The organism is Streptomyces cavernae (assembly GCF_004023625.1).
Lineage (GTDB): Bacteria > Actinomycetota > Actinomycetes > Streptomycetales > Streptomycetaceae > Streptomyces > Streptomyces cavernae.
In genome coordinates, this window is sequence record NZ_ML137709.1 from 221,446 (window position 1) to 241,119 (window position 19,674).

Genomic DNA, 19,674 nt, shown 5'->3' on the forward strand with positions numbered 1-19,674 from the left:
GGTCCGATCGCCGGTCCGGGGGCCCGGGTCACGCGCCGGCCGGAGCGTCCAGCGCGAGCACGTCCGGTGACAGGGCACCCGCCCGGGCCGTCGCGCCGTCATCCGCCGGCGGTGGTGACGGCGGCACAGGACCTCGTGACGTGCATCCGTCCGCTCACCGGGAGCCGACACGCCTCTGTCGTGGGGCCACGTACTGCCCGTCGTGCTGCGACGGGCAGTACGTGCGTGCGTGACCGCGATGACGATGGTCAGGCCGACGACCGGAGCGGGAGCGACGGCGGCCACGAGCCAGTCCGCGCCGTCTTCGGGTCCCGCGACCACCGAGAGTGCCGTCGCGGCCACGGCGGCGGCCAGTCCGGAGACCAGAACGGCGGCGAAGGTGTGCCGGGAGCGGCCGTGTTCGGGCGGGCCGGGGGCCAGCGCCGCCCAGTGACGGGCGATCTCCCGCACCTCCTGGCGGCGCTGCGCGGCGGCACGGATCCGCAGCACGGCCGCAACGGTCAGCCCCGCCACCGACATGGCGCAGGCCGCCTGCCACATCACCCGGCGAAGAGCACTACGGCGGTGACCTCCTGCCTGCGGCACACCCGCATCGCCCCCTTGTCCCCGGCGGTCGTCAACGGGAGACGATCGCCACCGACGAGAACCTGCACATGGTCTTCTACCGCAACCTGCTCAAGGCCGCCCTGGAGATCGCCCCCGACCAGGCGTTGCGCGCCGTCGCCGACGTGGTGAGCGGCTTCAGGATGCCCGGCCACGGCCTGCCGGGCTTCGAGGGCGCCGCCGTCGAGATCGCCCTGGGCGGTGTCTACAACCTGCGCGTCCACACGACGACGTCCTCCAGCCGGTGCTGCGCCACCTCAAGATCCTGCACATCTGCGACCTCGGGCCCGAGGGGCTCAAGGCCCAGCAGGAGCTGGGCGAGTTCCTCGGTTCACTGGACGCCCAGGCGACCCGGTTCGACGAGCGCCGGGCCGCCATCCTGGCGCGGCGCGCGGCCGCGAAGGGCTGAGCTCGTCGCTTCCGTCATCGGCGAGGCGGCGCGGCGGTACAGGCCCGGAAGTCGGCAGGGCCGGGCCGCAGGCTCGGAGCAGCGTCTGCCAGTAGTCCCAGAAGCAAGAGGGACTGGGCTTCCGCCCCTTTCAGGAGACGGCGCTGCCGCTCTCCGAGGTGCGGCGGAACCCCTCGAACTCGTCTCGCGCCCCACCCCGGCCCGTTGCCCGCCGGCCCGCTCATGAGAACAGGTCGGCCCGGCACCCGCCCGCCACCTGAGGAACCATAAGGTCCTGCCGGTCAGGACGGAGGCTCAGGAAGGCATGACGGGCAGGACATCCGGCGAGAGCGCGCCGGCACGGACAGAAGCGCTCGTCATGCGGCGTCGGTGGTGACGGCGGCACAGGACCTCGTAACCCACCTCGTCGGTGGCCTGGTTGACGTCACCGACGACCACCTGGGCGCCCTCGACGACCATCCGCCCGCCGACCGTACGGGCGTTGTGGGTGGCGCGGGCGCCGCACCAGCAGAGGGCCTCGACCTGGAGCACCTCGACCCGGTCGGCGAGCTCCACGAGCCGCTGGGAGCCAGGGAACAGTTTGGAGCGGAAGTCGGTGGTGATGCCGAAGGCGTACACGTCGATGCTCAGGTCGTCGACCACACGCGCGAACTGGTCTATCTGCTCCGGGGAGAGGAACTGTGCCTCGTCCGCGATGACGTAGTCCGCCCGGCCGCCGCGCGAGAGGTGGTCGACGAGGTACGCGTACACGTCGAAGTCGTCCTCGACCTCCACCGCGTCGGTGACCAGACCGAGGCGCGAGGAGAGCTTGCCCTCGCCCGCCCGGTCGTCCCGGGTGAAGATCATGCCCTGCAGGCCACGCGCCGAACGGTTGTGCTCGATCTGGAGGGCCAGCGTCGACTTCCCACAGTCCATCGTTCCGGAGAAGAACACCAGCTCGGGCATGACGGGTCGAGCACCTTTCGGCAGAGAGACGTTCGATGCGAACGACGAAACGAACAGAGGATCAGGAGCGTACTTCGAGCAGGGGTACGAACTGTTCGACGGGGGTCAGCGAGCCGTGGTTGCCCACCATCGCCGACTCCTTCGGCTCCCGCTCCGAGGCGATGATCAGCACGTCGTCGCGGGCGGCGGCGACCACGTCACCGATGCGTGCGCGGACGCGCTCGTCGATGTGGGGACCGAACCAGCCCGCCGCGATCGCCTCGTCGCGTGAGGCCACCCAGAACTGCTCGCCCAGCACCTCGCGCCAGACCGCCAGCACGTCCGCGGCGGCTCCCGGAACCGCGTACACATGGCGCGCCCGGCCCTCACCGCCCAGGAGGGCGACACCGGCGCGCAGTTCCCAGTCCTCGTCGAAGTCGATGCGGTGCTGCTCGTCGAACGGGATGTCGATCATGCCGTGGTCGGCGGTGATGTACAGCGCGGAGCGCGGGGGCAGCTGCTCCGCGAGCCGCTGGACCAGCCGGTCGACGTACATGAGCTGGCCGCGCCAGGGGTCGGAGTCGACGCCGAAGCGGTGGCCCTTGCCATCCACCTCGGCGTAGTACGTGTAGACCAGCGAGCGGTCCCCGGCGGCCAGCTGTTCGGCCGCGAAGTCCATGCGTTCCTCGCCGGACAGCCGGCCGTGGAAGCTGCCGCCGCTCAGCGCGACCTTGGTGAGCGGGGTGTTCTCGAACGTCGGCGAGGAGACCTGCGCGGTGTGCACGCCCGCCTTGTGGGCCAGCTGGAAGATCGTGGGGTAGGGCTGCCAGACCCGCGGCGAGGTCCACGGCTGCCAGCGGAGCTGGTTCATCAGCTCGTCGGTGTCCGGGTTGCGCACGGTGTAGCCCGGCAGTCCGTGCGCACCGGGCGGCAGGCCCGTGCCGACGGAGGCGAGCGAGGTGGCGGTGGTCGCCGGGTAGCCCGCGGTGATCGGGCGGCCGGTGCCGCCGCGGGAGCTCGCGATCAGGGTGGTCATGAACGGAGCCTCGTCCGGGTGCGCCCTGAGCTGCTCCCAGCCGAGCCCGTCGATCAGGAAGACGCACGCGCGGTCGGCGGGCGCCAGCTCGGCTATGACCGGGCTCATCCCCGGGACTGCCATGCCCGCGGCGAGGGTGGGCAGGACGTCGGCCAGGGAACCGGTGCCGTAGGCGGGGACGGGGGCGGAGTCGACGGCGAGCGGCTCCGGTGCGTCGTAGGCAGGCTGCGCCATCAGCGTGTCGTGTCCACGGTCGCCTCGGAGAGTGCCTGGGCGAAGGCGAGGGTCTGGCGGACCGTGTCCGGACCGTCGCCGGCCTCGCTGACCCGGAGGCTGAGGTCGTCGGCCGTCGAGTTGCCCGTGTAGCCGTGGTCCGCCTCGCAGTTGGGGTCGCCGCAGGCGGCGGGTTCCAGGTCGATGCGGGAGACGGCGCCCCAGCCGATGGTCAGGACGACCTCGCGGGGCAGGGTGCCGGGCACGTACTTCTCCGGGTTGGCGACCACCCTGCTGACCACGACCGAGGAGATCCGGCCGATCTTGACCGACTCCGTGGAGGTCGTGGCATAAGGGGTGGGAGAGGTGCTGTCAGCAGCCTGTTCATCCGTGTGGCTGACGATGAAGCGGGTGCCGGTGAGCACGAGCACCGTCACATGCCGACGCACCTCGTTCGCGTCGAACGTCGTCTCCTGGTGGACCAGGTACGACTTGATGGGCTCGCCGCCGACCGCGGCCTCCACCGCCTCCGCTACGAGTGCGGGGTAGTAGCCGCTGCGCTCGATCGCCGTGCGCAGGCCCTGGGTCGTCGTACTGGTCTTGGCCATGCCGCCCATCCTACGGGGATGCACTGGCTGCGAGGCACCGCTCGAGGCGTCTCAGTAGACGGGCAGTGTGCGCGGGCCGAGGTCGTCGCGGACGGGCGGCGGCGCGAGTCGCACGGAGGCGCCGAGCACGGTCAGACCGCGCGGGGCGACGACGACCGGCTCGAGATCGACGGAGACGACCTCCGGGTGGTCGTCGACGAGCCGGGAGACGCGCAGCAGCAGTTCCTCCAGCGCGGCCGTGTCGGCCGGTGCGGAGCCGCGCCAGCCGAAGAGCAGCGGTGCGGTCCGGATCGACCGGACGAGCGAGGCCGCGTCCCGGTCGGTGACCGGGATCAGTCGGTGCGCGGTGTCGCCCAGCAGCTCCGACGGGGGTCCCGCGAGCCCGAAGGAGAGCACGGCTCCGGCCGCCTGGTCGATGACGGCCCGGACGACGGTGTCGACGCCGCGCGGCGCCATCGCCTGCACCACCGGGCGCAGTTCCTCGGGCCCTCCGAACAGCTGGGTCAACTCGGCGTAGGTCCGCCGCAGTTGCTCCTCGTCGGCGAGATCGAGCCGTACGCCGCCCAGGTCGGCGCGGTGTCTGAGGTGCGGGGCGGTGGTCTTGAGCGCGACCGGGTAGCCGAGGGCGCGGGCCGCCTCGGCGGCGGCGTCGGGGGTGGGCGCGTGCAGTGCCCGCCGTACGGAGATGCCGTACTTGCCGAGCAGAGCGCAGGCCTCGGCGTCCCCGAGCTCCAGTTCGCCCTCGTCGCCGAGGAGTTCGTCGATCAGCGCGGCGGCCCCGGTCTCGTCGATGTCGTCGTACGCGGGCACCTTGCCCGGCTCGGCTGCGTCGCGCCGCCACTGGGCGTACTTCACCACTTCGGCCAGGGCCCGGACGGCGCGTTCGGCGGCGGGGTAGGCGGGGATGAACCGAGGTTCGTGGGAGAGGGACTCGCCGGGAATCGGCCCGTCCGCGGGCGCGGTGGGCGGGCGCTGCGCGGGGGCGCTCGCAAGGCCGGCGGCCTCGGCTTCGGCATCGGCCACGGAAGGGGGCATCTCGTAGCCCGCTTGGGGTGCGGTGCTCGCGGCGGCGGACAGCGCGTCGGCGAGCCCGCCGAGTTCGACGTGGACGACGAGCACCGGCTTCGACGGAGCCCTGGCCGCCGCCGAGCGGAGGGCCTCGGCGAGGGCTGCGTCCGCGGCGGAGGTCTCGCTCACGGCCGGGATCGCGGTGACCACCACCGCGTCGCACAGGTCGTCCGCGAGCATCTGGGAGAGGGCCCGGTGGAAGTCCTCCGCCGAGGCGGCGGTCGTCAGGTCGCGTGGGGGCAGCGGATGCAGCCCCTCGGCGAGGCACGCGTCGTAGGTGAGCAGCCCCAGCGACTCGGAGTTGCCGAGGATCGCCACCCGGTCGCCGGCGGGCAGGGGCTGCCGTGCGAGCAGCAGCCCCGCGTCGACCAGTTCGGTGATCGTGTCGACTCGGATCACCCCGGCCTGCCGCAGCAGCGCGGACACGGCCGCGTACGGCAGCCTCGTACCCCGTACGGCGTGGCCCGGGGGTGCCGCCCCGCCGTGCCGGGCCCCCTGCACCACGACGAGCGGTTTGGCGGCGGCCGTACGCCGGGCGAGCCGGGTGAACTTGCGCGGATTGCCGATGGATTCGAGGTACATCAGGACGACGTCGGTGTCGGGGTCCTCGAACCAGTACTGGAGCACGTCGTTGCCCGACACGTCCGCGCGGTTGCCGGAGGAGACGAACGTCGAGACGCCCGTGACCCCGGTGACGCCGCCGCCCCGCCGGTGCAGCCGGGACAGCAGCGCGATGCCGATCGCGCCGGACTGCGCGAACAGCCCGGTGCGCCCGGGCCGGGGCATCTCGTTGGCGAGCGAGGCGTTGAGCCGCACTCCCGGGGAGGTGTTGATGACGCCGAAGGCGTTGGGGCCGATGATGCGCATCCCGTATGTCCGCGCCTGGCGCACCAGTTCGCGCTGGCGCTCCCGGCCTTCGGGTCCGCTCTCGGCGTAGCCCGCGGAGATCACGACGAGCCCCTGCACTCCGTGTTCGCCGCATTCGGTGACCACTTCGGGTACCTGCTCTGCGGGTACGGCGACGACCGCGAGGTCGACAGGTTCGGCGATCTCGCGCACGGAGCGGTGCGCGGGCACTCCGTCGAGTTCCTTCCAGTCGGCCGGAAACGCCCGGTTCACGGCGTACACCCGGCCGGTGAAGCCGGCCTCCAGGAGGTTGTCCAGCAGGCTGCGGCCCACTCCGCCAGGGGTGCGGCCCGCTCCGACGACGGCGACCGAGCCCGGAGCCAGCAGCCGCTGCACGGAGCGCGCCTCCGCCCGCTGCTCCCGCGCACGCTGAACGGCGAGCGAGCGGTCGGTGGGCTCCAGGTCGAACTCCAGGCGGACCACGCCGTCTTCGAAGCTGCGCTTCTGGGTGTAACCGGCGTCCGTGAACACCTTGATCATCTTGGTGTTGGCGGGCAGCACCTCCGCGGCGAACCGGCGGATGTCGCGCTCCCGGGCGACGGCCGCGATGTGTTCGAGGAGTGCGGAGGCGACGCCGCGGCCCTGGTGTGGGTCCTGCACCAGGAAGGCGACCTCGGCCTCGTCCGCGGGGGCGGAGGCGGCCATGCCGTCGGCGTTGATGCGGTCGTAGCGTACGGTGGCGATGAACTCGCCGCCCACCGTGGCCGCGAGGCCGACCCGGTCCACGAAGTCGTGGTGGGTGAAGCGGTGGACGTCTTTCGCGGACAGGCGGGGGTAGGGAGCGAAGAAGCGGTAGTACTTCGACTCGTCCGAGACCTGTTCGTAGAAGCTGACCAGACGGTCGGCGTCCTCGGCGGTGATGGGTCTGATGCGTGCCGTACCGCCGTCGCGCAGCACCACGTCGGCCTCCCAGTGGTCGGGATACGCGTGGCGGTCCGGCGGAGTCTGCATGGGGCCCAGCGTACGGCTCGGGTCCGACAATGGTGCGGCAGCCTCAGGCTCGGAAGGCGTGGCCGTCCCGGCGCCGGGCGGCCGCCGCTCCGGGTGAGGTGCGCAGCCGTTCCGGGCGACGGGGCGCCGCTGTCCCGGGTGACTGGGCGCCGCCCGTCCGGGGTGACGGTCGTCGTCGTCCCGGGTTCCGGGCCGCCCTCGTCTCGGGTTCCGGAGCGTGGGTGTCCCACCCACCGGAGCGCAGCCGTCTCAGGTGGCGAACCCGTGTCCCGCACCTGCCGCAGGGTGTGGAACAATGGTCTAGACAACTTCGAGATACTGAAGGGCAGCATCACATGGCCGAGCGTCGCGTCAACGTCGGGTGGGCCGAGGGCCTGCACGCCCGCCCCGCCTCCATCTTCGTCCGCGCGGCCACGGCGGCCGGCGTCCCCGTGACGATCGCCAAGGCCGACGGCAACCCCGTCAACGCCGCTTCGATGCTCGCGGTCCTCGGCCTGGGGGCTCAGGGCGGCGAAGAGATCGTCCTGGCCTCGGACGCGGAGGGCGCGGACGCCGCCCTCGACCGTCTGGCTAAGCTCGTCTCGGAGGGGCTCGAGGAGCTTCCCGAGACGGTCTGAGTGACGAGGCACCCTGCGGCGGAGCCGCGTCGGCCGGATGACGGCGACGCGGCTCCGCCGCTTTTACGGGTTTTCCCACCGGCTTCGGATCCGCACACCGAGCAGTGTGGAAATTGCAGAGCGGCTGCACACCAATAGCGCGTGCACCGCAAAGAGAACGCCGAACGGAACACAAGAAATTCGGGCAGCAGAAAAAGGCCCCACCGAATATCTCTCTTTGTATACGGCGCTTCTGTTAATGCCGGAGGCCCACCGTGTTTACGGAATGTTGCGAAGTTCTCACACGGTCCGTCCGCTCCCCCCGGCCGGCGAAGCGCAGCCGGTGCGCGGCCGTGGCCCGCTCGGTGTGCAGGGCGGTGATCGACCGGGCCCGTTCACTGTCCCCGCGCGCCACCGCGTCCACGATCGCCCCGTGCTCCGCCCAGGACTCGGCGGGCTGAGCCGGCGCCTCGACCGCGTACATCCAGGCGATCTTGTGGCGCAGCTGGGCAAGGGTGGAGGTCAGCGCGGGACTTCCGGAGGCCTGCGCGAGCGTTTCGTGGAACCAGCCGCCCAGGGAGCGCAGATCCTCGCTGTTGCCCCGCCTGGCCCGCTCCTGGCCCAGCCTGACCAGACCGCGCAGCACCTTCAGATGGGCCTCTGTGCGGCGCTGGGCGGCCCGCGCGGCGCCCAGCGGCTCCAGCAGCATGCGCATCTCCAGCAGGTCGCCGGCCTCCTGCTCGGTGGGCTCCGCGACGCACGCGCCCGCGTGCCGACGGGTCACCACGAAGCCCTCGGCCTCGAGGGTGCGCAGCGCCTCGCGCACGGGGACGCGGGAGACGCCGTAGCGCCGAGCCAGCAGTTCCTCGGTGAGCCGGCTGCCGCGCTCGTAGACACCCGCGACGATGTCATCACGGATCGCCGTGCATACCGAGTGCGCCGGAATACGCATGACCGGACCTCCGCCTTAATCCCCGTGAAACGTCTTCGATTGACGCTTGTTCAGCAGACTCTATTGCAGAGGACCGGAATTTCCGATGGCGGGCCGAAACTCATGGATATTTTTTGGACACCACCCCCGTCCGAACAGGCAGTCGTCCGCCGCATCGGGCGTCGCGCCGAACGCGAAGGCCCCGGCTCGATGAGCCGGGGCCTCGGAAAGCGGTGGGGCGAGCGGGGGAACCCTCGTCAGACGTTCACTCCGTGCGAGCGCAGGTACGCGACCGGGTCGATGTCCGAGCCGTACTCGGCGCTGGTGCGGGCCTCGAAGTGGAGGTGGGCACCGGTGACGTTGCCGGTCGCTCCGGAGAGGCCGATCTGCTGCCCCGGGGTCACCGTCTGGCCCACGGAGACGCTGATGGACGACAGGTGGGCGTACTGCGTGTAGGTGCCGTCGTTCATCTTGATCACGATGTTGTTGCCGTACGCGCCGCCCCAGCCGGCCTCCACGACCGTGCCGGCGCCAACGGAGAGCACCGCGGTGCCGCTGGAGGCGTGGAAGTCGATGCCGGTGTGGCTGCCGGAGGACCAGACGGCGCCGCCGGACCCGTAGCTCGTCGAGACGTACGAGCCGCTGATCGGGGACACGAAGGTGTTCAGGCGCTTGCGCTCGGCCTCGCGGGCGGCACGCTCCTTGGCCTCGCGCTCCTTCTCGGCCTCCTCGGCGGCCTGCTTACGCGCGGCCTGCTCGGCCTGCTTACGCGCGGCGTCCTCGGCCTGCTGGCGCGCGGCCTCCAAGGCGGCCTGCTCCTGGGCGGCGGCCTGCGCGTCGATCTGCTGGGCGGCCGTGTCGCCGAGAGAGACGACCGGGGTGAGCCCCGTGTCCTCGGGCGAGGGGGTGCCGTCGGCGGCGAGGGCGGGGGCGGCGAGGGTTCCGATGACACCGGTGGTGGTCAGCGCGGCGAGGCCCGTGACCTGGGCGGTCCGGCGCGTGGTGGTGCGGGTCGGGCGACGGTGCTTCCCGGTGGCACGGGTGAACGCCATGAAGGGGGTGGTCCTTTCCTTCCCTCTCGCCTACCGGGTTAGCTGACGGGTTCGGAGCAGGAAGGTCTCCTACGGCCACCCCTCGCAGGGCGTCCGATTCACCCCAGGGACTGCGGTTGGGTCCCCGGCTCCCCTGGCTCGCGCCATGGGGACTCGGCGATGACTGTCCGGTGCCGCGGGTGCGGCGCACTGCCTGACGAACAGCCGGACTGACGCTAAGCGGGAGTCCTTTCGAACAGCAAACGAATCCCGGTTTTTGTAGCCCACACCACAGAGCAGACAGGTAACTCCTGCACCAATACGGACATTTAAAGACCCCGGTGGCTGTGCGCCACCGGGGTCCCGGCTGTGCGAATGAGGTCCGCCGGAGCCCGACGGACGTGTCAACTAGTGCCACGGCAGGCAACGTTTGCCCGGTAAGGAGCGGCGTCCGGTGCGTGCTCTGGGGGTACCCCCTGCTCGAATAGCTTGGGGGAGTGCCGGCCGGAAGTCCTCGTACTGGACGTACTTGGGCTTTCGGCCGGTGCGGCGAGTGGGGGTCCCCCTGCTCGAAGAGCTTGAGGGAGTGCCGGGCGACGCGACGGGGCGAACGTTGCCTGTTGCGGCACTAGCCCGTCACGACCGTCACTTCGCCGATCCCCAGAGCCTTGACGGGCTCCGCGATCTGCGCCGCGTCGCCGACCAGGATCGTCACCAGCCGGTCCACCGGGAATGCGCTGACGGCGGCGGCGGTGGCCTCCACCGTGCCGGTGGCGGCGAGTTGCCGGTAGAGCGTCGCCTGGTAGTCGTCCGGGAGATGCTGCTCGACCTGGTCGGCCAGCGTGCCCGCGACGGCCGCCGCGGTCTCGAACTTCAGCGGTGCGACGCCCACGAGGTTCTGCACGGCGATGTCGCGCTCGGCGTCCGTCAGTCCCCCGGCGGCGAGCTTGCGCAGCTCGTTCCAGAGGTCGGCGAGGGCCGGGCCCGTGTTCGGGGTGTCCACGGAGCCGCTGATGGCGAGCATCGCGGCGCCCGTCCCGTCGGGTGCGGAACGCAGCACCTGCCCGAACGCCCGCACACCGTAGGTGTAGCCCTTCTCCTCGCGCAGCACCTTGTCCAGGCGCGAGGTGAGGGTGCCGCCGAGGCAGTACGTTCCGAGCACCTGAGCGGGCCACACGCGGTCGTGGCGGTCCGCGCCCACCCGGCCGATGAGCAGCTGCGTCTGGACGGCGCCGGGACGGTCCACGATGACGACGCGCCCGGTGTCGTCGGCGACCACCGGCGGAACGGGGCGCGGCTCCCCGGACGAACCCGTCCAGGCACCGAGCGTGTCGGCCAGCAGCGCGTCGAGGTCGGTGCCGGTGAGGTCGCCGACGACGACCACGGTGGCCGTGGCGGGGCGCACGTGCTTCTCGTAGAAGGCGCGTACGGCCGCGGAGTCGATGCCCGCGACGGTCTCCTCGGTGCCCTGGCGCGGGCGCGACATGCGCGAGGTGGCCGGGAACAGCTCCTTGGAGAGCTCCTTGGCGGCGCGCCGGCCGGGGTTGGCCATCTCGTGCGGGATCTCGTCCAGGCGGTTGCGCACGAGGCGCTCGATCTCGCTGTCCACGAAGGCGGGTGCCCTGAGGGCGTCGGCGAGCAGTCCGAGCGCCTTGGGGAGCCTCGACACGGGCACTTCCAGGCTCAGGCGGACGCCGGGGTGGTCGGCGTGCGAGTCGAGGGTGGCGCCGCAGCGTTCCAGTTCGGCGGCGAACTCCTCGGCGGAGTGCTTGTCGGTGCCCTCGGAGAAGGCCCGGGCCATGATCGTGGCGACCCCGTCGAGTCCGGTCGGCTCGGCGTCCAGCGGGGCGTCGAGGTGGATCTCCACGGCGACGACCTGCTGTCCGGGGCGGTGGCAGCGCAGCACCGTCAGGCCGTTGTCCAGGCTGCCGCGCTCGGGCGCGGGGAACGCCCAGGGCCTGGCCTCGCCGGGCTGGGGCTGCGGGTGGAACTCCATGCTCACGAGCTCGGTCACTTCGCCGACTCCTCGTTCTCTTCGGTCGTTTCGGCGGCTTCGGCGGCTTCGGCGGCTTCGGCGGCTTCGGCGGCTTCGGCGGCTTCGGCGGCCTGCGGGGACCCGGTGTCGGCCGTGACCGGCTCGTACACGAGCACCGCGCGGTTGTCGGGGCGCAGCCGGGCCTTCGCGACCTCCCGCACCTCCTCCGGGGTGATCTCGAGCACGCGCTGCACGGCGGTCAGCGCGAGCTGCGGATCGCCGAACAGGACGGCGAACCGGCACAGTTCGTCGGCACGGCCCGCGACCGTGCCGAGCCGGTCCAGCCACTCGCGCTCCAGCTGGGCCTGGGCGCGCTCCATCTCCTCCGGCGTCGGGCCCTCCTCGGCGAACCGGGCGAGCTCCTCGTCGACGGCCGCCTCGATCACCGGGACCTCCACGTCACCGGACGTCTTCACGTCCAGCCACCCGAGGGAGGGCGCTCCGGCGAGCCGCAGCAGTCCGAATCCGGCGGCGACCGCCGTACGGTCACGGCGGACCAGCCGGTTGTAGAGGCGGGACGACTCACCGCCGCCGAGTACCGTGAGCGCCAGGTCGGCCGCGTCGCACGCGCGCGTGCCGTCCTCGGGGAGCCGGTAGGCGGCCATCAACGCGCGCGCGGGGACCTCTTCCTCGACGACCTCGCGCAGCTGCTCGCCGATGATGTCGGGCAGCGCTCCGTCACGCGGCTCGGGCTTCCCGTCGTGCGCGGGGATGGAGCCGAAGTACTTGTTGATCCACGCGAGCGTCTGCTCCGGATCGATGTCGCCGACGACCGACAGGACGGCGTTGTTCGGGGCGTAGTAGGTGCGGAAGAAATTCCGGGCGTCCTCCAGCGTGGCCGCGTCCAGGTCCGCCATCGAACCGATCGGGGTGTGGTGGTACGGGTGGCCCTCCGGGTAGGCGAGCGCGGTGAGCTTCTCGAAGGCGGTGCCGTACGGGACGTTGTCGTAGCGCTGACGGCGTTCGTTCTTGACGACGTCCCGCTGGTTCTCCATCGACTTGTCGTCGAGCGCGGCGAGCAGGGAGCCCATGCGGTCGGCCTCCAGCCAGAGGGCGAGCTCCAGCTGGTGCGCGGGCATGGTCTCGAAGTAGTTGGTGCGCTCGAAGCTGGTGGTGCCGTTGAGCGAGCCGCCCGCGCCCTGCACCAGCTCGAAGTGTCCGTTGCCGTCGACCTGCTTCGAGCCCTGGAACATCAGGTGCTCGAAGAGGTGTGCCAGGCCGGTGCGCCCCTTGGCCTCGTGACGGGAGCCGACGTCGTACCAGAGGCACACCGCCGCGACGGGGGTCAGGTGGTCCTCGGAGAGGACCACGCGCAGGCCGTTGTCCAGACGGTGCTCGGTTGCTGTCAGGCCGCCGGAGCCGGCCTCAGCTGTGGCCGTGTGACCCATGGGCATGTACGTCCCTTCGATCGCGGAAAAGGCATCGCGGAAAAACCGTGGAATCCTGCCGGTCCTGCCACTGTATGCAAGCGCGCGGACCCCTGGCGAAGTTCCGGCGCGGTGTACGCCCTGAGCGGATCGGTGGGGTCGCCGCGCGGCCAGGACCCGGGGCTCGGTCGCACAGCGGGCGACCGCGGGCGACCGCTGTGCGACCGTGGCGGGACGCTCACGGTGCGTCCCCGGGCGACCAGCGGGCCCCGTCGGGGCCTTGCCCGGCCCCTCGGGCCCTCCACCGAGCTCTCGAGAGGTCTCGACGGCTCTCGACTGCGCTCGAGCAGGTGGCGCGCAGGTCGCCCGGGACGACGGGCGGCTCCGCCGGGCCCGTGACTGGTGTGGCGTGCATACGGTGACGGGCCTCGGAACATGGCCCCGGACCGGACCTGCCCACCGCGACGCGGGCCCCGGCGCAGCCCGCGAGAGAGGGGGTGAGCAGCCGGCGAGAGAGGCGTGGTGGGCCCGCGAGAGAGGGTGATGGAGCCCGCGAGAGAGGGGTGATGGGGCCCTGGGACAAGGGGCGTGGTCCGCGTTGTCAGTGCGGCGGTCCACAATGGAGCGCGTCAGATCCGTACATGCCCCGGCAGAGACTGTGAAGGAGCCGCAGCAGCGATGGCCCGCCGCAGCACGAAGACCCCGCCGCCCGACGACTTCGAGGAGAAGATCCTCGACATCGACGTCGTGGACGAGATGCAGGGCTCCTTCCTCGAATACGCGTACTCGGTCATCTACTCCCGAGCGCTGCCGGACGCCCGTGACGGCCTCAAGCCGGTGCACCGCCGCATCGTGTACCAGATGAACGAGATGGGCCTGCGCCCCGACCGCGGCTACGTGAAGTGCGCGCGGGTCGTGGGCGAGGTCATGGGTAAGCTCCACCCGCACGGCGACGCGTCGATCTACGACGCCCTGGTCCGCCTCGCCCAGTCCTTCTCGATGCGTGTGCCCCTGGTCGACGGCCACGGGAACTTCGGTTCGCTGGGCAACGACGACCCGCCGGCCGCGATGCGGTACACCGAGTGCCGCATGGCCGACGCGACGAGCCTGATGACGGAGTCCATCGACGAGGACACGGTCGACTTCGCCCCGAACTACGACGGCCAGGAGCAGGAGCCGGCGGCCCTGCCGGCGGCGTTCCCGAACCTGCTGGTGAACGGCGCCTCGGGTATCGCCGTGGGCATGGCCACGAACATGCCGCCGCACAACCTCGGCGAGGTCATCGCGGCGGCCCGGCACCTCATCAGGCACCCGGGCGCCGACCTCGACACGCTGATGAAGCACGTCCCGGGCCCGGACCTGCCCACGGGCGGCAAGATCGTCGGCCTCTCCGGGATCAGGGACGCCTACGAGACGGGCCGCGGCACCTTCAAGATGCGTGCCACGGTGTCGGTGGAGACGGTGTCCGCCCGCCGCAAGGGCCTGGTCGTCACCGAGCTGCCGTTCGCCGTCGGCCCGGAGAAGGTGATCGCCAAGATCAAGGACCTGGTGAGCTCCAAGAAGCTGCTGGGCATCGCCGACGTCAAGGACCTCACGGACCGCGCGCACGGCCTGCGTCTGGTCATCGAGATCAAGAACGGCTTCGTGCCGGAGGCGATCCTGGAACAGCTCTACAAGCTGACGCCGATGGAGGAGTCCTTCGGCATCAACAACGTGGCGCTGGTCGACGGCCAGCCGCTCACCCTGGGTCTGAAGGAGCTGCTGGAGGTCTACCTCGACCACCGCTTCGAGGTCGTACGGCGCCGCTCGGAGTTCCGCCGCGGCAAGAAGCGCGACCGGCTGCACCTGGTCGAGGGCCTGCTCACCGCGCTGCTGGACATCGACGAGGTCATCCGGCTGATCCGCTCCAGCGACAACTCCGCGCAGGCCAAGGAGCGCCTGATGGGGCACTTCTCGCTGTCGGAGGTCCAGACGCAGTACATCCTGGACACGCCGCTGCGCCGGCTGACCAAGTTCGACCGCATCGAGCTGGAGGCCGAGAAGAACAAGCTCAACGCGGAGATCGAAGAGCTGACCCGCATCCTGGAGTCGGACGCGGAGCTGCGCAAGCTCGTCTCGGGCGAACTGGCCGCGGTGGCCAAGAAGTTCAGCACCCCGCGGCGCACCGTGCTGCTGGAGTCCTCCGGCGCGCCGGCCCAGACCGTGCCGCTCCAGGTCGCCGACGACCCGTGCCGGGTGCTGCTGTCGTCGACGGGGCTGCTGGCCCGCACCGCCAACGGCGATCCGTTCGTCACGGACGAGGCCGCAAAGCGCGCCAAGCACGACCTGATCGCCTCCGCGGTCCCGGCCACGGCCCAGGGAGAGGTGGGCGCGGTGACGTCCGCCGGTCGGCTGCTGCGGCTGAACGTCATCGACCTCCCGCAGCTGCCGGAGTCGGCGACGGCGCCCAACCTCTCCGGAGGAGCACCCATCTCGGAGTTCCTCTCGACCCTCGCCGCGGACGAGAAGGTGGTCTGCCTGACCACCCTCGACGAGTCCTCGCCGGGCCTGGCGCTGGGTACGGAGCAGGGCGTGGTCAAGCGCGTCGTCCCCGACTACCCCTCCAACAAGGAGGAGTTGGAGGTCATCACCCTCAAGGAGGGCGACCGGATCGTCGGTGCGGCCGAGCTGCGCACGGGCGAGGAGGACCTGGTCTTCATCACGGACGACGCCCAACTGCTGCGCTACCAGGCCTCCCAGGTGCGTCCGCAGGGGCGTCCGGCGGGCGGCATGGCGGGCGTCAAGCTGACGGAGGGCGCGAAGGTCATCTCCTTCACGGCGGTCGACCCGGCCGTGGACGCCGTGGTGTTCACGGTGGCGGGCTCGCGCGGCACGCTGGACGACTCCGTCCAGACGACCGCGAAGCTGACCCCGTTCGACCAGTACCCGCGGAAGGGCCGGGCCACCGGCGGCGTGCGCTGCCAGCGCTTCCTGAAGGGTGAGGACTGCCTCTCCTTCGCCTGGGCGGGCCCGGCACCGGCACGGGCGGCGCAGCGCAGCGGCCTGCCGGCCGATCTCCCGGAGCCGGACCCGCGCCGGGACGGCTCGGGCGTCTCACTGTCGAAGACGGTGGCGGCGGTGGCGGGACCGGTGTAGCTCAGACCGGCGCGTCGCTCAGACCGGCGCGCCCGGTTCCTGGACGTCATCCGCGTCCGGCACGTAACGGAGGACGCCCCACATGCTGTGTTCATCGGCGTGGGGGGCGTCCTCCGCGCATACGTCGAGCGCTTTGCCGAGGGCCGCGGTGTCGATGTCCGACCCGATGAGGACGAGTTGTGTGAGCCGCTGGTCACCGGGCGCCCACGGCTCCGGGTAGAACCGCAGGAAGCGCCCGACGGCGTGGACGGTGTAGCGATTGGCCGCGTCATGGGGACCGAAGTCGACATAGCCCTTGATCCGGTAGAGCCCTTCGGGCCGGCTGTCGAGGAAGTCCATGAGCCGGCGGGGACTCAGCGGAGCCTCGGAGGTGAAGGAGAGGGCCTGATAGGCATCGTGCAGATGCTGGGTCGGCTCGTGCCGCCGATCATCATTCAGGTCGTCGAAGGAGAGCTGTCCGAGGCGTTCGGTCACCGGCTTAGGGTCGAACAGGATCTCCGGATCGATCCGGCCGTACGAGGCGGAGACAACGGCGGCGCGGTCGGTGAGCGTCCGTACGAGCCCCAGGACCCGTTCCCGCTCCGCCTCGGGCACACGGTCGGCCTTGTTGACGACGACGAGGTCGGCGATTGCGAGATGCCGGTCGAGCTCTGGGTGCCGGCTCCGGGTGGCGTCGAACTCGGCGGCGTCGACGACCTCGACGAGTCCTCCGTAGACGATGCGCGGATGCTCGCTGGCGAGCACCATCTTCACGAGTTCCTGAGGCTCGGCGAGCCCACTCGCCTCGACCACGATGACGTCGATACGGGTGGCGGGATGGGCCAGCCGCTCCAGGTAGAGGTCGAGTTCGCCGGCGTCGACGGCGCAGCACAGGCATCCGTTGCCCAGTGAGACGGTGGAGTCCCCGAGCGCACCCGCGACGGCCATGGCGTCGATCTCGATGTCACCGAAGTCGTTGACGATCGCGCCGATCCGGCTGCCGCGGCTGCTGTGCAGGAGATGGTTGAGGAGAGTGGTCTTGCCAGAGCCCAGGAAGCCGGCAAGGACGACGACCGGGATCTGCTGTTCACTCAACTGGGGTTCTCCTTGCTGCACTTGGTGCGACGGGCCGTCACGCTTCCGTGATGCCGAACGGGGCTCGGCTCCGTACGGCGATCGACGCGCAGCCAGGATACGAGGCACCTGAATCTCCGCGGAGCGAACGGTTGTCAGCAGCGCCAGGGGGGCACACGCTGTGCATGGCGCAGAAAAATGCGACCCGCGCTTCCTTCTGTGCGCCTCCTTCTCCGCCTCCCGGCACCCGAACACAGATCGGCACCCTGGGAGACGGCAAGCGCCGCCACCGCTGCCGGTCCCCTCCCAGTCGACCGCACCCGACGACCGGCGGACGGTCGCCTGAATCGGGGGTTGGCATGACCACATGGAACTCTGGGACGGGGAGGGCACGGTTCGCCGCCATGGCGGGCCTGGCCGTCGCAATGGGCGCCGCGGCGTTACTGACCAGCCACTCGCGCAAGTACGACGAACTGCGCCGCCGACTCGAGCGCATCGAACAGGCGGGCCAGTGGCAGCGGCACGCAGATCTGTCCCATCAGCAGCAGTTGCTGATCGAGCTCCTGAGCAAGGCCATGGACGACCCGGACCTGGCCGCGGTACTGGACACGTACGAAACCGACGTGCCTCCAAGAACGCAGCGGCAGTTCCTCTTCGCCAACGCGCTCTACACCAATGCCCTGCATGCCTACCGGCTGGGCATCGTCAGCCTGGAGGAGTTGCACGGATACCTGCGGATCACATGCCAGAACGCGATCTTCCGTCAGTACTGGGAAGCCACCCGCCACCATCGGGCCAGCCTGGACGACTCATCGGACGAAGCGCGTACCGGACGAATGGTGGACCAGCTCATCCGGGATCTGGACGATGCGGAGGAGTGGTGGGTCGCGGGGGAACTCCCGCGCGACTTCCAGTAGGCCGCGCGGGTGGACCCGCCCGGTGTGGTGCTCAGGGACCTGTTACCGGCGGCCGTACCGGAACGCGGTGGAACGGCAACGGCCCGGCAGTGCGCGTCGCACCGGCGGGCCGCGAGCGTGTGATGGGACGGGCTACACGTCCGGAATGTCAGCCTTTGCCCGGATGAGTGTCTCGCGCGTGATGACGACGATGCGCTCGTAGTTCGCGCGGGACGCATCGCCGGGAAGTTCGCCGTCGAGTGCTGCTGTGGCCTCTGTCCCGATGACCGCGAAATTGCCGTCGCTCAGTTCAAAGATGTCAGGGCAGGACTGACCGTTCAGGCTTCCGCGCTCACGCGGAGACGCCCCTACTCGACGCACGATCTTCACCGGGGGATCACGAATCCTTGCAACTTGGAGACTTGGAGTAACAGAGCCCTCCGAGCGCGGTGTCCCTCGGAGTGATCGGCGCCGACCAGGCAGGGGTACACCGTGGCGCGTTGAATGGTTCTCCACGGAGAGGGTGCTCCCCCGGAGTGCCCATACGAGGGGCAGGCGACAACATACTCGGGATCCGGTGCCGGTGTTGTAGAAGATGCAGATCCCAACGAGTGAAGTCCTTGTTTCCGGGAGGGGCGGATCACCCTTAAGGACTCACGTGGGCGCTCGCGGCCGGCAGCCGCTCAACGCGGAGTCGCCGCACGCCCTGGGGGCAAACACCTGCCCTGTGATCAATCCCTCAAACGCCCCACATGATTCGCCGGGCACTCAAGTCAGGTTAGGCTCACCTTCGTGAGCCCGTGCACCACCGCGTCCCGCGACCTCGACGAACCTCTCGCCGGGACCGCCGCCACCGCCCGAACCTGGCTGCTGCTCGAACAGCCGGGACCGTGGGGTGCCCGCGCGCTCACCTCGAGCCATCTCGACCCCGTGCTCGGCCGGGCCCTTGAGGCCGCCGCCGAGGGGACCGGCGTACGGGTGGCGCTGATCCGCAGGCCGGGCCGGCACGCCGACTGCCGCGACGCCCACGAGCGGCGCGTGTACGCGGCTCACACGACCCCCGGCAACACCTGGCTGCACAGCGCCGTGACGACGGACCCGCAACGGCTGCTGGACATCGACTTCGCCTCCCTGGGCATGGGACTTCCCCACACCTTCGACGCGGCTCTCGGCGGCACGGCGCACACCGGCGACCCGCTGGCCCTCGTCTGCACCAACGGCAAGCGCGACCGCTGCTGCGCCCTCCTCGGCCGCCCCCTCGCCGCCGAACTGGCCGCCTCGGGGGTCGAGGGCGTCTGGGAGGTCACGCACCTGGGGGGCCACCGCTTCTCGCCCACCATGCTCGTGCTCCCGTACGGGTACGCGTACGGGCGCGTCCAGGCCCACCACGTCAAGGAGATCCTCCAGGGCGTCCGGGAGGGTCGTGTCGTCACCGAGGGGTGCCGCGGCAACTCCGCCTGGGAACGGCCGGGGCAGGCGGCGGAGCTCGCGGTGCGCGCGGCCACGGGCGAGGAACGTGCGGACGTTCTCCGAGTCGTCCGGACGGAGGGCGTACCGGGAGTCGCGCCGCAGGGCGTACCAGGCGTAGTACAGACGGTTGCCGGGGACGCCGACGGCACCGCGCGCGGGGCCGGTGCAAGGCCGGACGGCGCCCCGCTCTTGGAAGCGATCCCGCGCTCGGAGGCGACCCCCCGCGGGGAGGCGACCCCGTGCTGGAAGGTGACGGTTGCCCACGCGGACGGCCGCCGGTGGCACGTCACCGTCGCCCAGGGCCGCGCCCTCCCGCCCCGCCCGGAGAGCTGCGGCAGCCCCCTCGGATCTCCGGCGCGCATGGACGTCGTCGCCGTGCACGAGGAGGCACCGGTGCCCGTCCTGCGCTGAACGACGGATCCGCGCTCGACGGCCCGCCCCC

General features: G+C 71.0%; 14 protein-coding genes, 1 pseudogene and 1 riboswitch. Of the genes and pseudogenes, 5 read left to right on the top strand and 10 right to left on the bottom strand.

Annotated features, from left to right (window positions below; translation table 11 throughout):
- Nucleotides 1-614 precede the first annotated feature (614 nt).
- Nucleotides 615-1,012: pseudogene (locus EF387_RS03045) on the top strand (acyl-ACP desaturase); the annotation flags it as partial.
- Nucleotides 1,013-1,306: 294 nt separating this feature from the next.
- On the opposite strand, the gene EF387_RS03050 reads toward EF387_RS03045, so the two are convergent.
- The 4 genes from EF387_RS03050 to EF387_RS03065 all read right to left on the bottom strand — a co-directional run bounded on the left by EF387_RS03050 (nucleotide 1,307) and on the right by EF387_RS03065 (nucleotide 6,718).
- A complete protein-coding gene (locus EF387_RS03050; RefSeq protein WP_128374891.1) occupies nucleotides 1,307-1,957 on the bottom strand; it encodes a thymidine kinase in 651 nt (216 codons plus the stop codon).
- A 61-nt stretch (nucleotides 1,958-2,018) separates the two neighbouring features.
- Nucleotides 2,019-3,206, bottom strand: a complete 1,188-nt coding sequence (locus tag EF387_RS03055) for an alkaline phosphatase family protein (protein WP_128374892.1) — start codon at nucleotides 3,204-3,206, stop codon at nucleotides 2,019-2,021.
- Nucleotides 3,206-3,802, bottom strand: coding sequence for a DUF5998 family protein (locus tag EF387_RS03060; protein ID WP_128374893.1), 597 nt, complete (start codon nucleotides 3,800-3,802; stop codon nucleotides 3,206-3,208). Before EF387_RS03060 ends, EF387_RS03055 begins: the two co-directional genes overlap by 1 nt.
- A gap of 42 nt (nucleotides 3,803-3,844) precedes the next feature.
- Nucleotides 3,845-6,718 carry a bifunctional acetate--CoA ligase family protein/GNAT family N-acetyltransferase gene (locus tag EF387_RS03065; RefSeq protein WP_128374894.1) on the bottom strand — a complete coding sequence of 958 codons (2,874 nt, stop codon included), beginning with the start codon at nucleotides 6,716-6,718 and terminating at the stop codon, nucleotides 3,845-3,847.
- A gap of 335 nt (nucleotides 6,719-7,053) precedes the next feature.
- Here EF387_RS03065 and EF387_RS03070 point away from each other — a divergent pair, with 335 nt between their 5' ends.
- Entirely contained in the window at nucleotides 7,054-7,335 is a 282-nt protein-coding gene (locus EF387_RS03070) for an HPr family phosphocarrier protein (protein WP_003993478.1), read from the top strand.
- A gap of 235 nt (nucleotides 7,336-7,570) precedes the next feature.
- On the opposite strand, the gene EF387_RS03075 is transcribed toward EF387_RS03070, so the two are convergent.
- From EF387_RS03075 to EF387_RS03090, 4 genes are all read right to left on the bottom strand, one after another.
- A complete protein-coding gene (locus EF387_RS03075; protein WP_128374895.1) occupies nucleotides 7,571-8,266 on the bottom strand; it encodes a GntR family transcriptional regulator in 696 nt (231 codons plus the stop codon).
- A gap of 236 nt (nucleotides 8,267-8,502) precedes the next feature.
- A complete protein-coding gene (locus EF387_RS03080; protein ID WP_128374896.1) occupies nucleotides 8,503-9,297 on the bottom strand; it encodes a M23 family metallopeptidase in 795 nt (264 codons plus the stop codon).
- A 12-nt stretch (nucleotides 9,298-9,309) separates the two neighbouring features.
- Nucleotides 9,310-9,466: riboswitch (cyclic di-AMP (ydaO/yuaA leader) on the bottom strand.
- A gap of 438 nt (nucleotides 9,467-9,904) precedes the next feature.
- Nucleotides 9,905-11,290: a M16 family metallopeptidase gene (locus EF387_RS03085; protein ID WP_128374897.1), complete on the bottom strand. Its 1,386-nt coding sequence runs from the start codon at nucleotides 11,288-11,290 to the stop codon at nucleotides 9,905-9,907.
- Entirely contained in the window at nucleotides 11,287-12,705 is a 1,419-nt protein-coding gene (locus EF387_RS03090) for a M16 family metallopeptidase (RefSeq protein WP_128374898.1), read from the bottom strand. The genes EF387_RS03085 and EF387_RS03090 overlap by 4 nt, the downstream gene beginning before the upstream one ends.
- Nucleotides 12,706-13,356: 651 nt before the next feature.
- Here EF387_RS03090 and EF387_RS03095 point away from each other — a divergent pair.
- Nucleotides 13,357-15,813 (top strand): DNA gyrase/topoisomerase IV subunit A, encoded by a 2,457-nt coding sequence (locus EF387_RS03095; protein ID WP_128374899.1) that lies wholly within the window; start codon nucleotides 13,357-13,359, stop codon nucleotides 15,811-15,813.
- 18 nt (nucleotides 15,814-15,831) lie between these two features.
- On the opposite strand, the gene EF387_RS03100 is transcribed toward EF387_RS03095, so the two are convergent.
- Complete coding sequence (locus EF387_RS03100) at nucleotides 15,832-16,908, bottom strand: CobW family GTP-binding protein (RefSeq protein WP_420802515.1); 1,077 nt, start codon at nucleotides 16,906-16,908, stop codon at nucleotides 15,832-15,834.
- A 317-nt stretch (nucleotides 16,909-17,225) separates the two neighbouring features.
- On the opposite strand from EF387_RS03100, the gene EF387_RS03105 reads away from it, so the two are divergent.
- Nucleotides 17,226-17,783 carry a DUF6082 family protein gene (locus tag EF387_RS03105; RefSeq protein ID WP_128374901.1) on the top strand — a complete coding sequence of 186 codons (558 nt, stop codon included), beginning with the start codon at nucleotides 17,226-17,228 and terminating at the stop codon, nucleotides 17,781-17,783.
- 132 nt (nucleotides 17,784-17,915) lie between these two features.
- On the opposite strand, the gene EF387_RS03110 is transcribed toward EF387_RS03105, so the two are convergent.
- Nucleotides 17,916-18,152 (bottom strand): hypothetical protein, encoded by a 237-nt coding sequence (locus tag EF387_RS03110; protein WP_128374902.1) that lies wholly within the window; start codon nucleotides 18,150-18,152, stop codon nucleotides 17,916-17,918.
- Between the two features lie 402 nt (nucleotides 18,153-18,554).
- Between EF387_RS03110 and EF387_RS03115 the strand changes: the two genes are divergently transcribed.
- The gene (locus EF387_RS03115; RefSeq protein WP_238431312.1) at nucleotides 18,555-19,643 is read left to right on the top strand and encodes a sucrase ferredoxin; all 1,089 of its coding nucleotides are present in this window, start codon (nucleotides 18,555-18,557) and stop codon (nucleotides 19,641-19,643) included.
- Nucleotides 19,644-19,674 lie beyond the last annotated feature (31 nt).

What these genes read in the sequence shown, in the direction of transcription:
- EF387_RS03080 (WP_128374896.1), bottom strand. Translation starts at nt 9,297, where the DNA reads ATGGCGTTCACCCGTGCCACCGGGAAGCACCGTCGCCCGACCCGCACC.
- EF387_RS03105 (WP_128374901.1), top strand. Translation starts at nt 17,226, where the DNA reads ATGACCACATGGAACTCTGGGACGGGGAGGGCACGGTTCGCCGCCATG.
- EF387_RS03095 (WP_128374899.1), top strand. Translation starts at nt 13,357, where the DNA reads ATGGCCCGCCGCAGCACGAAGACCCCGCCGCCCGACGACTTCGAGGAG.
- EF387_RS03070 (WP_003993478.1), top strand. Translation starts at nt 7,054, where the DNA reads ATGGCCGAGCGTCGCGTCAACGTCGGGTGGGCCGAGGGCCTGCACGCC.
- EF387_RS03075 (WP_128374895.1), bottom strand. Translation starts at nt 8,266, where the DNA reads ATGCGTATTCCGGCGCACTCGGTATGCACGGCGATCCGTGATGACATC.
- EF387_RS03090 (WP_128374898.1), bottom strand. Translation starts at nt 12,705, where the DNA reads ATGCCCATGGGTCACACGGCCACAGCTGAGGCCGGCTCCGGCGGCCTG.
- EF387_RS03065 (WP_128374894.1), bottom strand. Translation starts at nt 6,718, where the DNA reads ATGCAGACTCCGCCGGACCGCCACGCGTATCCCGACCACTGGGAGGCC.
- EF387_RS03050 (WP_128374891.1), bottom strand. Translation starts at nt 1,957, where the DNA reads ATGCCCGAGCTGGTGTTCTTCTCCGGAACGATGGACTGTGGGAAGTCG.
- EF387_RS03055 (WP_128374892.1), bottom strand. Translation starts at nt 3,206, where the DNA reads ATGGCGCAGCCTGCCTACGACGCACCGGAGCCGCTCGCCGTCGACTCC.
- EF387_RS03060 (WP_128374893.1), bottom strand. Translation starts at nt 3,802, where the DNA reads ATGGGCGGCATGGCCAAGACCAGTACGACGACCCAGGGCCTGCGCACG.